Below are 16228 nucleotides of genomic sequence, written 5' to 3'. Positions count from 1 at the left end.
CCTCGCAAGCTTCAAATGACTGGCCTGTGCCGTACTTTAACTGGGATCAACGGGGATCGGTCGTGGACCTGTCTTCCCAGGCTGGGGCTGTGGTGCGGGCGTCTATGGAGTCGTACTATCTTTTGGGTTCTGCGGAGAATGAGTCGAGAGCTTTAGCTTCCGTTTATCCCGGATTTGAGGCGGCGGTAAGAGATGGTGAGACTGACATTGATTGGTTTCCCATTGCGGCATATCGCTATGAAGGAGTTATTGCACTCTCGGTGCAGGGGGTTGAACAATTGAGTGAGGGTGTCTCGAGCTATCTTGTGTGCATCGATACAAGGTATGTGAGTTTCAACTCCGGACCTCTTACGGCTCCTAGGCCTAATGCGCGGGCATTTACAGTCAAGCTGTTGCCGGGGCAGTTTGAGGGCTCTTCGAATCTAAGAGTGCGTAGGGGCGCTTTGTGACGTGGCGGGCTGACCACAAGATGTAGGCGGGCCCTGTGGTGTGAAATGGAAGTTCCTCAACAGCCACACACACCAATCAGGACCCAATGAGCGAGCATACTTGCGATGTTGCCGACACGATCTGCCGAACCGTCGAACTCGGCCTCACGATCACCGACGCCGCCGTCGACCGCCACAACGACACCCACATCTTTGCTCGAGTTCTCGACCCCGATCCGCACTGTCCCGATTGCAACATTGCAGGTCAACTACGCGATCACGCCGACCGAGTCCTCACCGACATTCCCACCGCCGGGTACCCAGTGCGACTGCACATCGCCGTGCCGCGCTACCTGTGCAGCACCAGCGAGTGCCGGCGAACAATCTTTCGGGCCAACATCGAGCACATCGCCGCCCCGCGGGCAGTGGTCACCGCCAGGACCACACGGTGGATCCTGCAACGCATCGCGACCGACAAGATGAGCGTTGCCGCGGTCGCCAAGAATCTCTCCCTCGCCTGGAAAGTGGTCAACAGGATTGCCCTGCAAGCCTGCCGAGACCTGGCCTACGGCAGCACCCACCTCGCCAACGTCCGATACCTCGGGATCGACGAGCACAAGTGGAAACACGTTCGCGGACAAGGGGACCCAAGCTTCGTGACGGTGTTGATAGATCTGACACCGGTGATCGACGGAACAGGCCCGGCACGCCTGCTGGACATGATCGCTGGCCGGGAGAAGAAGTCGGTCAAGGCCTGGATCGCCGCCCGTGATCAGGCCTTCCAGGACCGCATCCAGATTGTTGCGATGGATGGGTTCACCGGCTACAAAACCGCCACGTCCGAACAGCTCCCGAAGGCTCGGGTGGTGATGGATCCGTTTCATGTGGTGCACCTAGCCGGAGCGAAACTGGACTTGTGCCGGCAACGGATCCAGCAACTGACCTGCGGTCACCGCGGACGCAAAAGCGATCCGCTCTATCGGATCCGGCGGATCCTGCACACCCGAACCACCCTGCTCACTGACAAGCAGAAGATTCGCCTCTTTGAGTCGTTGACCAGCCATGATGACCACGTAGCGGTCGAGGTGACCCATCAGGTCTATCAACAATTGATAGCGGCCTACGAGCATCGCGAGCGTCGTGAGGGAAAGAAGCTTATGTACAAAACGCTCAAACGAATCCACCAGGGCGTGCCCTCCGCGTTGGCTGAACTGGCGCAGTTGGGTCGTAGTCTCTGGGCCCGCCGAGCCGAAATCCTGGCCTACTTCGACACCGGCGTCTCCAACGGACCCGTCGAAGCCGTCAATGGCCGCCTTGAACACCTCCGCGGCATCGCCCAAGGATTCCGCAACCTCGAGCACTACATCTTGCGGTCACTTCTACATTCAGGTCAGTTCGAAGAACGGATCAACGCACTCTGAAATCCGAAGAGCCAGTTTGAGGCGCGTTCAACAACAGGGTCTGGGAGGCGACCTTCGACGAACATCTTTGGCGATTGGACTGTCGAGTCCATCGCAACGCTCTCTGGGCGGAACGATCTGAGGAATCGTTGCAAGGCTTGGGCCTCGGATGTTGATCTGACCGGAATCGAGAACAGTAAACGCGTGATTCCTGGATGGCCGCTGGCAGATGCATTCCAATAGGCTGGCCATAGTTAGATGACAGGACTTGGTCGATCCGGCGCGTCCGATCTGAGCCGAGTGCCAACGCGTCTGGCGGTCTGGCTCCTGAGAGCCGTTCCCGTGCAGTAGATTCCACATCGGATTCGTCCGCCGGACGTCGCCTCGTCATTCAGTTCACTATTACTCCGGGGAGTAACCATTGGCTGGTCCGGAGCAGCAGAAGACTCTGCCGCCAACAACGCAGGCGTCGCCGACCACCACGGCACCTGCTCCGACGTCCATTTCGCCGACGACGGATCGCGAGCCACCAAGTGCAAACCCCGCGAAGCCTGGCGACCCGCGGAACCAGCCAACCGCACCTCCCGAGCGTGCACCGAACGGGACGCCAGGTTTTGGGGATATCCCGATGTGCGCGATCCCGGAGCAGAAGCCGACACTCGTTGGAAACCCGAAGCCGGAGAAGCCGACAGTCGACGTCACCGCGTCGGAACCGCCGGCCGAGCTGTCGGGAGAACCTGACGCGGTCGCGAATTGGTGGAAGCAACTGCCCAGCGAAGAGCGGGACAAGATCGTGAAGGAGCGGCCCGAGTGGGTCGGCAACGTCGACGGCGTCGCAGCCACGGACCGTGATCGTGCCAACCGGGCACAGATTCCCATCGAACGAGCCAGGCTGGAAAACGAACGCGACCAGCTTCAACAGAATCTCGACGACAACTTATTCGGCGGAACATTCACCAACGACGATGCGAAGAAGTGGTACGTCGAGGAGAAGTTGAACGACCTCGACACCATCGAGAGCGTCTTCGCCAAGGGCACTCCGGACGCACCCCGCTTGCTGTTGCTATTGGATATGAAGTCGGGCGAACGCGGCCACGCGGCCGTCGCCGTCGGTAACCCCGACACCGCAGACCACGTCTCGGTGACTACCCCAGGCTTGGGCACGACCATCAACAATGCACTTGACGGCGGCCGCCGGTATGACGGGATGGCTGGCGAAGCTGAGATGCTGCGGACGGAGACCGGTCGGCAACTCGATTTGGCCGACCGCGGGTATGAAACAGTGGCGACAATCGCGTGGCTTGGGTATGACGCACCGAACGCGACTGGGCCGGGGAATCTCGATGCCGTGAGGGGCGGCGTCGATGTGGGAAGCGCCAGCAAGGCCAATGCGACGGCACCAATTCTGGCGAGATTCTTCAACGGGCTCGATGCGGCTTCCGTCAAAGAGGATCCACACATCGTCGCCTATGGGCATTCGTACGGGTCGCTGGTCACTGCCGAGGCACTGCGGAAGACCGGTGGTTCGGTGGACGAGGCAGTCTTCTACGGGTCGCCGGGACTCGGCGGTGACCCGGTTAACCTGCACCCCTACCAACCGAGTGACTTCAATCTGACGCGCGGACAAATGTATCTGCTGGAGAACGGCGGAGACCCAGTCGCCGACTTTGGCCGCTTCGGCGCCGACCCATCCATGTTTGGTGACTTCACCCGAATGTCCACCCATGCGGGGACCGACAAAACCAACGTTCCACGTATCGGCGGTACCGGGCACTCTGACTACCTGCGACCTGGCTATGGTTCAGATGGTCAGACACCCGAACTCCGGATGGCCGCATACAACATGGCGGCCGTCCTCGGGGCCCTGTCCAGCAACGTTATCGAGGGAGACTAGTTTTGCGCCGAGTTGCAACGATCGTCACAGTCGGCTTCCTGGCTTGGGTCATGGCAGCCTGCTCGATGTTCACACCGAGTTCAACCGAAGGATCGGACATGACAAGCAACGACTCCTGGCGTCAGCTCGATCATCCCGAGACGGCCGAAGCGCTGCTGGTCCGACTCAAGGGAACGGTGGAAGAGATCGGCCGGATCGTTGCCAGCCATGCGCCCGCGATGGCTCCGTTTCGCTGGTCGACCACGGCGGGTCGGCAAGGCGGCTTGGCTGGCTGTGGGGACTTGTCGAAGGACAAAGAATTCAATGGGGCTTTCCCGTCTACGGGTGCGTACCTGTCCGACAGTCCGATTCCGGACAGCGCTTGGCCTGCAGCACTGACCGAGGTCACTGAGCTACTGGCACGTGATTACGGTGCGGTCTCGGATTTGGTGCCGCAGAATTCACCGGGCAAACACGATGTGAGGTTCGCCAGTCCCGATGGTTTCGCGTTCGCTTTTGGATCCCAGGTGGCAACGTCGATCGACGGTTCGGGACCATGCCGTCGCAAAGCCGAGGTTTAGTCCCGCGGCGCGTAGGCGGCGCGGCCAGCAACAATCGCTGCTCGGGTAACGGATAGATCCCCGGAGTCGAAGTCGATGCCAACAGCATTGATCGGGAGATTCCACGTCCCGTCCGGATTAACCCTGATGCCAAGACCCATGGTGGGAGTGTGGATTCCATAGTTCACAGCAACGCCCTCGCCGACGTCGCTAAACGGGTGAGCGACGGTGAGAGTCCCCGCCCTCAGGTAGGGCGTTAACGGATTGGCGACCGAAAAGAGCCACGGGGGAGGGGTAGGTGAGGAGGTGACCGCAACAACCAACGACGCTGCAGACAGCGCCGGAGCCATGAGCGTGTCAGCGATGGGCGGCGCGACATCCATCACGAGCCCGCGGTGGCGCCGCTTAAGTGCATTGAGTGCGGGCGAGAACTCAGCGGGCGCAATGTGTCCGGCATAAGCCTGCAAGGACACCAATGGCGTGCCGGTCGCGGTTGCAGTGTCGACATAACCATCAACGGCACGACGCTCGCGAAGAGAATCGGCATCGGCGGCGAGGCGCGCGAGATGCCCGCCGGTGCTGCCACCGAGTAGTTGAGTGAGCGTCCGCAGCGGAGAGGGGTCAACGGCGACCACCGGTTCGGTGAGCAAACGGGTGCCAGCGAGCGCAATCAGCGCGGCGACGACCGAAGTTGGGGCATTCTCGTCGAGTGGAACCACCGCGACGTGACGGGGTCGCCACGTGGACCGGTCCGTTTCACGTTCCAATTGGACAGCGGCGCGAACGGTGGGGGAGAGTACCGAAAGCGGGCCCGCATGGGATGACGAACTCATGCAGACGATCTTAGGGGAGACATGGCGGGAGACCAGCAACGCCGCATCGTGATCCAGACTCACGTGCTCCGAGCGGCGGCAGCCGAGCGGGCAGCACGACACGGCAGCGGCGAAGCACGTTCGGCAGCACCGTTCGTGAAGCTACTGCTGATCGCGGTAGCGATTGCGTTCGTCATCCTTACCGGCGTAATCGTCGCCAATATGATCGTGGATCTTCTGTCATCTGGTCGACGGTAGTCAGGATTCTCGCCTAAACCGGCCATAGTAGAGTTTCGTCCGGATACTGGCATCGCTGATCAGGGGAAGGTGGGGCATGGCCGACGTTCGAGTAAACGAACTCGACCTGGAAACGCTGTCGCATTCGTTAGACGAGGCGATGCAGTTCGCCGTCGACGTGATCGGGTGCCTGTCCCAAAGTGGCGATCACGGAAGCCGACAAGGCCTCGCAATTATCGAAGCGATCGGACAGTTGGATATGGCACTCCTGCCCGCTTTGGTGAACGTCATTCAGAGCATCAACAGCCACAGTGCCAGTGCCCTCGAACTGGCAAAGATTGTGTCGACGACGGAGTCCGGTGTGGTCAGCAACGTGCGCGCGGCGCACGGACGCGCCGAGTCGGAGCTCGGAGCGGCAGACCAGGTGACGGGAGTTCGGCTCTAATGCCAGTCCCACCACCCGAGCCCTTCGTGCCCTTCCGCTATTCGATCGACGGGCAACCCGCATCAATCGGGGCGTCGCACGCAGAATGGACCCGTGCGGCCCAGCACCTGCACCAATTGGCCGCTGACATGATGACCAGTGTCAACAGCGTCCGGTTCGAAGGACCGGAGGCACAGCTGTGGCGCGAGAGAGTCCAGTTGAAGGCCGAAGCGCTCACCGAAGCTGCGACGGGAATCCAAACCGCAGGCGAAGGCCTCGGAGACTGGGGTCGAGCGCTCGCTGCGGCTCAGCAGCGGATGCTTCCAGTCGAAGCCGCAGCGCAATTGGCCCACACCAATGTAGTTAGAGCGTTCACTCGCGTGAACACCGCCGAATCAGTTTTTGCCGCAGCAGAAGTAGGGTTGGCGGCGGCGGAGGCGGAACTTTCCGCAGCCACAGCCGCGGCGGCGGCTTCGCTTGGCACAGGTACCGCCGCAGTGGCCGCTGCGTCGGCGCACGTCGCGCAAGCCACAGCCGAGTTCACTCGGGCAGCCACCGAAGTCGGTGCCGCCCTCGCCGACCACGCTGGATGGTTCGGAAAATGGAATGCCGCGAACACCGAAGCCGATGCGATCCAAGGAGAATTGGGAGCCGACGCAGCCACGGCGTCGAGCACGGTGCAACGTGGTAACGCGCGCGAGGCCAACGTCCAAGGACTGCTGACCCAATCAAATCCCGGCCAACACCAAGCACAGAGTGCATTTAGCCAAGCGCAGTCGACCGCAGGACAAGTCCAAAGTGCGGTCAGCGAGGTTCAGAATGCGGTGAGTTCGGCGACGCAATCGACCGGCGGGCCGGACTCGGGCAGCAACCAGAATGACTCGGCAGGAGATGACGAGTCCGCAGGGGCTGACGACCAACCGTCGAGCCAGCAGTCGCAACCCGATGCAACGACAGACACGTCGAGTGATCAAAACCAAGGTGGCGTGGGCGCGGGAGCGGCCGGTGCCGCTGGCGGGGCCGCCGCTGGGGCCAAGGCTGGCAAGGACAAGCAGAAGTCCTCGAAGGTGGGAGAGCCAGAACCCGCGGACGAAGACGATGAAGACCAGCCCGAGATGCAAGACGACCAGGAAGATGATGATTCGATCCTGGACAACCTTTCGATCGGGGAACTTGGAGAGCTCCTGGCGGAACAACTCGTCGGATCGGTTCTGAAATGATGAGCCAGTTAGGCCTCCGGAATGTCTACCTCAGGCATCACAAGCTAGGGAACAAGTCGTTTGAGTAAGAGCTTCGTCCGGGTCACCGTCGCTAGCGAGAAACTACAGGTCGACGCCAGCTTGCCGATGGACGCGCCGGTCATCGACCAGCTTCCCGTGCTGATGAACATGGTTGAAGCGCTGCCCCAGGACCTCGACGAATTGGGTGGGTGGTCGCTGTCAACGCTGGCGCGTGGCCCGATTGATCTCGAATTGGATCCCGCTGCTCTCGGCATCCGGGACGGGGAAGTCCTTCATCTGGCCAGGACAGCAGAGGCGGCGGAGCAGCCGTTCATCGACGACGTGCTCCATCGGATTGGCATCGCGAGCGAGAACGACTTCGCGCTCTGGCGTGGACCGGTCAGGGACCGAGCCGTGAGCCTGATCAGCGGCGTCGGGCTGGCGATCTCGGCCGTCGCGCTGGCGGTAATCGCCTCCGGGATCGGCACCGCTGCCGTGGTAGCGGCCATCGGTATCGGTGCGGTTGCGGCAGGTTGGGCCCTTCGTGACCGATCAGGCGCGGAGATCAGCTGGGCAGTCGTCCCAGCGCTTGCGAGTGCCGGAGCACTGCTTGCGCGCAACGCTGCGCCGGATAACACAGTGTTGTGGGCGCTGATTGGTGCGGCGCTCGGCGTCGGGATCGTCGGCCTGCTGTCACTGTCCCTGCCGAAAGTCGCTGGCGTCATTGGGTTGACTGTTGCCGTCGTCCTCGCCGTCGTCGCCGGTGCGATAGCCCTGGGGGCGAGCGGCGTCGCGATCGCAGCGTGGGGGCTCATCCCGCTGTTGCTGATTCTCGGTTTCGGGCCCAAACTCGCCATGATGTCTAGCGGCATCGTCGCGCTCGTGCGGAAGTCGGAAGAGGGAAACCAGGTACCGCGCAGCGAGATGAGCGATGCCCTCGCAGCGCTTCAGAGTCGGACCGACGTCGTTGTATCGACCGCCGCGATCCTCATCACGTGTGTGTGCGCGTACCTTGCAGTCGCTGGCGTATGGGTCCAGGGGATGTTGACGCTAGTCGTGGCTGTCGTGCTTGTTCTGCACAGCCGGTCGTATTCGCATGCCCGGCATGTGGTGCCGCTGCTGGGTGCCGCAATGGTGGCCGGTGTCGCGGGGATGGTCGCGCTCCCAGGATGGTTTGGCATCGGTGGTGTGGCCGGCGCGGCAATGTCGGCTGTGTTCGTCACCGCGGTGCTGGTCGGGATTGCGTTAGCCAATGTGGCGACTTTGGACGCCGTCGCCGCGGCCCGACTAACGCGTGGCCTGAACGCGATTGAGTACCCCGTTGTGCTGGCGATCATTCCGCTCGTATTCCTGGCTCAGGGTGTCTACCAACTGTTTTGGCCGTCGTAGCTCATCGAAATGACCCTGATACGACATCGTACATTGGTCTCATGTATCGTCCCGATAACCGACAAATGCCATGCGCTTGTGTGGCTCGGGAAGCCACGAGGGGATAGCAGAAGCATGTCAAATACTCGGTTTAACGAGGCCGCGTTCCAGAAGCACGCGCAGGAGCTTGTCGAATCAGGCGGCAACCTCACGCAGATCAGCGGCCAGTTTGTTCAGACGATCGAGCAGGTCGCCAACGCGTGGCAGGGTGCAGGTGCCAATGTTTGGACGCAGTTCGCGGGCCGCGCATCGGAAGCCCAGGAGCAGATGAAGACGTCGTTGACGACCTTCGTTTCGAAGGTCGAAGGCGTCGCGACCGCAACCACGGCAGGACAGGTCGAGCAGACTGATGCCGTGGCGCGCCACCAAGCAACGTCCGGTGTCGACGAAGTTCACTTCTAAACCTTCAGCTTCACTGTGTCCTGCGTGGGCACGCAACAAACACTTAGGGGAAAACCATGTCGGGTGAATATCAGTTCAACGAGGGCCAGATCGAGTCGATGCTGCAGGACCTCAAAGGTCAGGTCGCGCGGTTCGATTCTGAGCTTGAGACCTTCCAGGGCTCGCGCAACACCTTGAAGAGCATGTGGGAAGGTGACGAGGCGGAGCAGTACGAAGCACTGTTTAGCCGCTTCCAGGCCGGCGCGACGGTCGTGCGTAACATCCTCGCCGAGGTCCACAATGCGCTCGGTTCGGCTGGCGAGGCCAACAGTGCCATGCGTACTCAGATGCGTAGCGCAATCGACGTTTAAGACGCCGCACTCTGATCTAGGCCCAGGACTTGCCCAGGTATTGGGTGTCCTGGGCTTAGGTCATTCTGGCGCGGACTTCACTCGTTTCGCCTCGAGGGCTGTCCGCGCTCATGCAGTAACAGGAGACAAGATTGGCTGCGAAGGTATTTCATCGTCCAGCGCGCATCCGGGTGGACCCACTGCCCAAAGAGGCGCTAGTAATCCCGGCTCCGCCTGTACTTGAGTCTTCTTCCGGCGCCCAAGAAGGCGCTGCGATGCGTCTGATCATGCCGCTGGTGTCGGGCGGCGGGATGATGCTGATGATGATGTCGTCGGGCAACGTCATTCGAATGATCGCCGGGGCCGGATTCGTCGTCGTCGGACTGATGATGGGCATTAGCATGTTCATTCGTTCGAAGACGGGTCCGCGCAAACGCATGGAGGAGGCCCGCAAGTCGTTCCTCACCTTCTTAGAACGCGTCGGGTTGGAAATCGATGAAGAAGCGCAACTGCAGGAACGTACGCAGCGGCACTTTCATCCGCAGCCATCCGACCTTCCCATCATCATCGACAACCCGGCTCGCCTGTACGAACGTCGGCCAGCTGATCCCGATTTTGCGGTGGTCCGGATCGGCAGCGGAGCGGGACCATTGGCTCGCGTGGCTCGCTTTGACAAGCCCAGCGATCCGGCGGCGCAAATCGACGAGGTCGCTGGTGCGTACGTCGGGCGGCTAAAGACTCGTGTTGAACGGATTCCGGGCTTACCGGTGACGATTCCGTTGCGTGGGACCGTATCTGTGGTCGCTGGGAAAGCGGCAGGACGGGCGCTTGTCCGAGCGGCTCTCACGCAGTACATCACCTGGCATGCCCCCGAAGATGCGGTCATTCATATCTGCGCTGGAACAGACCGGGACGCTCATCAGTGGCTCCTGCATGCCCCGCATATTCAGGATTCAACAGGATTCGACGGCCCGGTGTACCGGAGGCGCTTTACATCCGACCAAGCGCGTCTATCGGCCATGCTCAACGCACAAATCGCTGCACGATCGGCAGAGGTGATGAAGCGCGGCCGCGCGCCATCGGCGACGCCGCATATTGTGATCGTCGTTGACCTCGACGATTGCGGTGGACAGCAGCCGCTGGCGTTGATGCCGCCGGGGATCTCACCGGCGCAGATTGGCGTGTGCGTACTGACGCTGACGACGAATCGGTTGAACGAACCCAGTGAGATCACCACCAGGGTCACCGTCACCGATGACCTCCTGGTTGATGTCGTCGATCCGCATGCTGATGACGCCAGTCCGCACGGCGTGCTGCAGAACGCGGCGGCACGGCAAAAGCTATTCATCAATGGGGCCTCGAGGGGTGTCCTCGATGGTGTCTCGGAGAATTTCGCGCGGACCATTGCGCGGCAGCTGTCACCAATTCGGCTCGCGCCGGAAACGATGGCTGAGGCGCCGCTGGAGTCGACGGTCACGATCGAAGACCTGTTGGGCATCGAGGATATCGGCACGTTTGACCCTCATCAACTTTGGGCCAAACGATCGATTGATGACTTCCTGCGGGTTCCGTTCGGCATCGACACGGCCGGAGCCCGAGTCCATCTGGACCTGAAAGAATCCGCGCTCGGCGGGCATGGGCCGCACGGTCTGTGCATCGGTGCGACGGGTTCGGGCAAGTCGGAGGTCCTTCGGACCATGGTTCTGGCTTTGGCGCTGTTCCATCCGCCGGAGCGCCTCGCGTTTGTGCTCGTCGACTACAAGGGTGGTGCTGCGTTCGCCGGCCTCGACATCCTTCCGCATACGGCGGCGATGGTCGACAACCTCGGCGACCAGGAAGGCCTCGTCGACCGCTTGCATGATGCTGTCTCCGGTGAGATGCAGCGGCGCCAGCGGGTGTTGCAAGATGCCGGTGCCAAGAACATTTACGACTACAACGATCGACGCGACGCCGGTGCCGACCTCGAACCGCTGCCCAACCTAGCGGTGATCATTGACGAATTCGGTGAGATCCTCGAGCAGAAGCGCGAGTTCCTCGATCTCTTTGTGCAGATCGGCCGTATTGGACGATCGATCGGTGTGCATTTGCTGTTGGCGTCGCAGCGATTGGAAGAGGGCCGCCTGCGCGGACTTGAGTCGCACCTGTCGTATCGGTTGGGTCTACGAACCTTTTCCGCGCTGGAATCCAAGGTCGTTATTGGTACAGCAGATGCGCATGAACTGCCTGCGTTGCCGGGTTCGGGCTACCTGAAGGTGGATCCGGACGTCTATTCGCGCTTTAAAGCGGCATACGTTTCGGGTCGCTATGAACCAAGTACCGAACGGGTGAGCGTCGACTTGCCGCCGATCCCGATGCCGTACTGGATTCAGAACTACACGGAAGATTGGCTCGACCGACAGAAGAGCAACTACGCCGAGTTCGCGAAGGCCCAGGCAGCAGCATCGAGGGCGGAGACGCCCTTCGACAAGATCGCTCTCGAAGTAGCGGCTGAGCGGATGTCGGACGCGGGCACCAAGGTTGTCCAGTTGTGGCTACCGCCGTTGAGTAGCCGTCTCAAGGTCGACGAGGAGGATCTCGGATCGATGCACGACGTCGAGCATCGGGGCATCCAGCTTGCCGACGAATCACTGTATGGGGCTTTGCGTTTCCCAATTGGCATTGTGGACGACCCCGCACGACAGTGGCAGGGTTTGATGTACCTTGAGGCAGCCTCGGCGAACGCCATGATCATCGGTGCGCCGCAGACTGGCAAGACCACCACGGCGCGGGCGATCGTGCTCGGCTCTGCGCTGACTCACACGCCGAAGGAAGTCAGTTGGCATGTGGTCGACGCGGCGAGCACCACCCTGGGAGATCTGGAAGAACTCCCGCATGTTGGTGGCGTCGCAACGCGTTTTGACCCGAACAAGATTGCCCGCGCGGTGGCTGAGACGGTTCAGGAACTGTCGCGCCGCGAGGAGATCTTTGGCCGGTACCGGATTGGTTCGATGAATCAGTTGCGGCAGATGGTGCGGGACGGAGCGATTCCGGAGATCGCGGCCGCTGACCACTTCCTGTTGATTGACGGGTGGGCATCGTTCGCTGCTGACTTCGACGCGCTGGTTCCTGCTGTCACGGATATCGCCGTTCGTGGACTTGGCTATGGCCTGCATGTGATTGTGACTGCGAACCGATTGGCCGATATGCGCATGGCGTTGCAATCGAACTTGGCGACAACGATTGAGCATCGGCTGAACAATCCAGTGGATTCGAATCTGGATCGGCAGCTGCAGCAACGTATTTCGCAGAAGATGCAAGGCCGGGTGGTGACGCCGGACAAGAAGCTTGCGCAGATCTACGATGCGACGGGGGCTCAGTTCTCCGAGCTCGCAGGGTCGATCCGATCGCACTGGGCTGGGCCCAAGGCTCCGCCGATCCGGATGTTGCCAGATTACATCAGTCACAAGGACCTTGTGGCGATGGACTCCGGGACCGCCCCAGTGTTGTTGGGGCTTGATGAGGCGACACTGTCGCCACTGGGCATCGACATCTTCGGCGAGGATCCGCACCTAATTATCTTTGGCGACACGGAAGCGGGAAAGACGAACCTGCTCAAGGCTGCCCTTGGTGAGATTGTGCGGCGACGTGATGTGCTGAGCAACGATCTTGTGGTGGTCGATCCGCGGCGGTCGTTGCTGGACTTTGTCCCGGCGCCACCGCAGCGTCGATATGTTACGACCCAGGAGCATGCCTCGGAAGTATTCGTGGCGCTCGACAAGCATTTGCGTGCCCGACTTCCCGGTCCTGACGTGACTCCCGCGCAGCTCCGGGAGCGTAGTTGGTGGAAGGGGCCGGAGATGGTGGTCGTGATCGATGACTACGACGTCATCGTCCCCTCGGGAACGGCACTGAATCCGTTTGCGCCGTTGGTTCCCCTCTTGCCGCATGCCAGGGATATTGGCTTGCACATAATCGTGGCGCGCAAGTCGAGTGGTGCTGCGCGCGCGATCTTCGACTCGTTCATCTCGGGTTTGCGGGATAACGGTGCGGCTGCGGTGCTGTTGTCGGGTGATCGTGCTGAAGGTCAAATCTACACAAAGGTCTACTTCCAGGACGAGCCTGCCGGCCGCGGTCGGGTTATCCGACGAGGGACAAATCCTGTTCGGGTGCAGTTTGCTGCGTGGCCAGCCGACGAGTCATCTCGGCCGGTGGAGTGATGATGACGAATCCTCATGTGAAATCGAACGGTAAGCCGACCGAACTTTCGGAGATGCCTCCAGCCTTCCGGCACATTGCAAAACCCATCCCGGCGACATATGGAGTCTCGTCGACGGGACATCAGACGATTGACGTGCCAGATATGGATGAGTACGCGCGTCTTGCGAGGATGTTGGATTCGGCGGATGATCGCTACAAAAATGGATCCTATGCTAACAGGCTTCTTTTTGAGCGCGGTCTGGAGATAAAGTCGGTCTATAACAAGTTTAATCACGGCAAGAACAACATTCTTACCGTTAGGAGTCCGACTGACTACGATGATGCACAGAAGTTGCTCATCAATGCCGGAGCTAAGGATCGCGAGTCCTCGCTCGCTTTAATTCGTGATGATCCGACTGGCAAAAAGGTAATCGAAAAACTACTCGACGGCACAGATGCTTCAAACGCCGGTTCGACCGTAAATGAGCGGATCAAGGAACTTCAGGGACAGATTTCCGCAGCTAAACCGGGGGACGCTGAGGGAAGGAAGCGCCTAGAAAATCTGCGGAACGAGCTGAATAACCTGTCCGGTTTGGTTGCTGGGGATCCGACGCTCGGGGAGTCGCGAATCCCAGGGAGCGATCCGCAAGGCGTCTATAGGATAATGGGTTATCTCGACGATAAACCAGAAGACACGACGACCAAGCTGGCGGCCAAGAATGTCGCGAAATACTTAGCAACCCTCTCTCCTAAGAATCAAACAGGGGATAAGGTGCATTCATCCGTGTTTGAAGATTCAGTGCTCCTTCAGACGTTGGCCGCCTCGATGAAGCCTCACTATGCCGCCTGGCGGGAGATGACGAAACGCTAAATCTTGAGAATCAGGGAACGCTTTCGGCGTTCATCACTACTCTGTATCGCGATCCGATGGCTGCGGCTACGGCGACATGGGCAATCAAGGATGAGCAAGACAGACTAACGAAGCGATATGGTAAAGAGATTGCCCGTGGTGAAATAGGCAGGGATCCCGATACGATCGGCGTGCTGCAAACTGCTATGGTTAAAGGGTTCGAAACCGCAAAGAATGATGGGGAGTGGGTTAAGGACTACACTGCATCTATCGAACTCAATCGGCAGATGGCAAAGTTTGATGCCGCTAGCGGCGCAGTAAACGGTGCGGTGGGTGCCATTCCTGTGGTCGGGCCTGTCATCGCAATTGGACCCCTGAGGATCACGCCACTAGCGAAGGCGTCTGTTTTTGATGAAAATCAATCGCTCGACCTCAATTCGGACGACGAAAATCAGATCCTGGCCTTGATTGAAACGGGCGACAACGATGTATATCGTCTGCCCAAATTAATTGATGGAATGGTTCAGCAGAAACCTAGTATTAAAGATACTGACTTGTATAAGGCTTGGGAATCTGAAACTCGTGAGGATGAAAAAGAAGACTTAGCGCGGAAACTTGTTGCGGCGTACGAGCGAAATCAAACGCCATTTTCTGTGAGAGTTGACCAAGGTAAAGTTGCAGGCGATCTTGGTAAGAAAAAGAAAAAGTCATGATGTCACGTCCAGACGGACCGGTGAGGTACAAGCTTTGGCAAGGAGCATGCACATGGTTTTGAATAGATATCTAAGGCTGCTGTCTGCGCTTCCTGGCGCAGTCGTTTTGGTGTCTGGATGTGCGAGTGCTCCGAACCAATCAGTTCCGGTTTCGGCATCGACATCGGCGTCGCGTTGGTTGTCGCCAGCGGCTGATGGTGTGGCGTTCGAGTGGGTTCCCACGGATGCTCTTGATTTGAAGTCGCCGATGGGGACGTATGTGCGGGCTGCAATAGAATCCCGGATGATCATTGCGATGACCACTGATCGGAACGATGCGACTCCGGGCTTTGTGGAATCGGTAAAAGGGAACGCCCTCGACTGGATGCGAGATCGGGAAGGTGGGACCAAGACGGAGTCGTGGATTGGCACGGAAGCGCTGCGCATTCTGGATGTTCGGCGTACGGGCGACACCCTCGCAATTGATTATTGCGACAATGTGAGCGGCATGTATAAGCCAGATTCCCTGTCGAAGCCGACGAAGTGGGTTCGGGTAACGTCGTCACCGAACCCATATTCGTATCAGATTACAGTCAACATGTTCGGTAAAGATCTGCCGCCGGCAAACCAGCATGGCCCCGCAGATCGTGCGCAGCAAAATGTTTTCGGATCGTGGACAACTCTCGATCTCGATTCCCGTGATCTGACGGCTCCTTCATGCAAGGAGGGCTGGGATGGGAAGTTCAGTCGACTTCCTGCGACTTTGCCGTTGACGACTGCCCCAACCCGCACTACGTATCCCGGATGGCCTGCTGGCAATCAATAGCAGTTGTGTTCTGGGTGGATCCGTTCGTCAGATACCTTAGGAGTGCGTCGGATTGTGGCCATCTATGATGGATGGTATTTCTGAATATGATGTCGCAAGGTGTCGTACTGCGGAATCCGGATGGGCCTAGTGATGGTGAGTCAATGAATAGAAGCCTTGTAGCTTTAATTTCCTTTGCTGGCGCAGTTGCTTTGTTGGCTGGATGTGCGAGTTCTCCAGATCAATCGGTTCCGGTTGCTCCGTCGACGACGCCATCGGCGTCGCGTTGGTTGTCGCCGGCGGCCGATGGTATGGCGTTCGAGTGGGTTCCCACGGATGCTCTTGATTTGAAGTCGCCGATGGGGACGTATGTGCGGGCTGCAATAGAATCCAGCATGATCATTGCGATGACCACTGATCGGAGTGATACGACTCCGGGTTTTGTGGACTCTGTAAGAGGGAAAGCCTTCGATTGGATCCGAGATCTGGAAGGCAGGACTAAGACGGAGTCGTGGATTGGCACGGAAGCGCTGCGCATTCTAGTGCCGCGTGTCGTTAATTAGTTTATGGTTGTCGGGCTGGGATAATTGGT

The 16228-nt window shown here is 59.6% G+C and carries 14 protein-coding genes; 13 read left to right on the top strand and 1 reads right to left on the bottom strand.

Features of this window, described 5'->3' with window-relative positions:
* Positions 1-535 precede the first annotated feature (535 nt).
* The 3 genes from AC1L34_RS11090 to AC1L34_RS11080 all read left to right on the top strand — a co-directional run bounded on the left by AC1L34_RS11090 (position 536) and on the right by AC1L34_RS11080 (position 4282).
* Positions 536-1849, top strand: a complete 1314-nt coding sequence (locus AC1L34_RS11090) for an ISL3 family transposase (RefSeq protein WP_480034709.1) — start codon at positions 536-538, stop codon at positions 1847-1849.
* A 400-nt stretch (positions 1850-2249) separates the two neighbouring features.
* Positions 2250-3722 (top strand): alpha/beta hydrolase, encoded by a 1473-nt coding sequence (locus tag AC1L34_RS11085; RefSeq protein ID WP_424322579.1) that lies wholly within the window; start codon positions 2250-2252, stop codon positions 3720-3722.
* 98 nt (positions 3723-3820) lie between these two features.
* Entirely contained in the window at positions 3821-4282 is a 462-nt protein-coding gene (locus tag AC1L34_RS11080; protein ID WP_480034781.1) for an LppA family lipoprotein, read from the top strand.
* Here the strand turns inward: AC1L34_RS11080 and AC1L34_RS11075 are convergent.
* The gene (locus AC1L34_RS11075; RefSeq protein ID WP_480034780.1) at positions 4279-5094 is read right to left on the bottom strand and encodes a hypothetical protein; all 816 of its coding nucleotides are present in this window, start codon (positions 5092-5094) and stop codon (positions 4279-4281) included. The two genes, AC1L34_RS11080 and AC1L34_RS11075, sit on opposite strands and share 4 nt — an antisense overlap.
* Positions 5095-5115: 21 nt before the next feature.
* Between AC1L34_RS11075 and AC1L34_RS11070 the strand changes: the two genes are divergently transcribed.
* The 10 genes from AC1L34_RS11070 to AC1L34_RS11025 all read left to right on the top strand — a co-directional run bounded on the left by AC1L34_RS11070 (position 5116) and on the right by AC1L34_RS11025 (position 15657).
* The gene (locus AC1L34_RS11070) at positions 5116-5331 is read left to right on the top strand and encodes a hypothetical protein (protein WP_480034779.1); all 216 of its coding nucleotides are present in this window, start codon (positions 5116-5118) and stop codon (positions 5329-5331) included.
* Positions 5332-5407: 76 nt separating this feature from the next.
* Positions 5408-5755, top strand: a complete 348-nt coding sequence (locus tag AC1L34_RS11065) for a hypothetical protein (protein ID WP_480034778.1) — start codon at positions 5408-5410, stop codon at positions 5753-5755.
* Positions 5755-6954 carry a hypothetical protein gene (locus AC1L34_RS11060; protein WP_480034777.1) on the top strand — a complete coding sequence of 400 codons (1200 nt, stop codon included), beginning with the start codon at positions 5755-5757 and terminating at the stop codon, positions 6952-6954. The genes AC1L34_RS11065 and AC1L34_RS11060 overlap by 1 nt, the downstream gene beginning before the upstream one ends.
* Before the next feature lie 60 nt (positions 6955-7014).
* The gene (eccD, locus tag AC1L34_RS11055) at positions 7015-8343 is read left to right on the top strand and encodes a type VII secretion integral membrane protein EccD (protein WP_424293535.1); all 1329 of its coding nucleotides are present in this window, start codon (positions 7015-7017) and stop codon (positions 8341-8343) included.
* Positions 8344-8457: 114 nt separating this feature from the next.
* A complete protein-coding gene (locus tag AC1L34_RS11050) occupies positions 8458-8784 on the top strand; it encodes a hypothetical protein (protein WP_424293536.1) in 327 nt (108 codons plus the stop codon).
* 56 nt (positions 8785-8840) lie between these two features.
* Entirely contained in the window at positions 8841-9134 is a 294-nt protein-coding gene (locus AC1L34_RS11045) for a WXG100 family type VII secretion target (protein ID WP_424293537.1), read from the top strand.
* Positions 9135-9388: 254 nt separating this feature from the next.
* Entirely contained in the window at positions 9389-13309 is a 3921-nt protein-coding gene (gene eccCa, locus AC1L34_RS11040; protein ID WP_480034776.1) for a type VII secretion protein EccCa, read from the top strand.
* Complete coding sequence (locus tag AC1L34_RS11035) at positions 13309-14160, top strand: TPR repeat domain-containing protein (RefSeq protein WP_480034775.1); 852 nt, start codon at positions 13309-13311, stop codon at positions 14158-14160. Before eccCa ends, AC1L34_RS11035 begins: the two co-directional genes overlap by 1 nt.
* A 56-nt stretch (positions 14161-14216) precedes the next feature.
* A complete protein-coding gene (locus tag AC1L34_RS11030) occupies positions 14217-14852 on the top strand; it encodes a hypothetical protein (RefSeq protein WP_424322576.1) in 636 nt (211 codons plus the stop codon).
* A 283-nt stretch (positions 14853-15135) separates the two neighbouring features.
* Positions 15136-15657, top strand: a complete 522-nt coding sequence (locus AC1L34_RS11025) for a hypothetical protein (protein WP_424322575.1) — start codon at positions 15136-15138, stop codon at positions 15655-15657.
* Positions 15658-16228 lie beyond the last annotated feature (571 nt).

It is taken from the genome of Gordonia sp. 34D (assembly GCF_056682775.1).
This window is presented reverse-complemented; position numbering and strand designations above follow the sequence as displayed.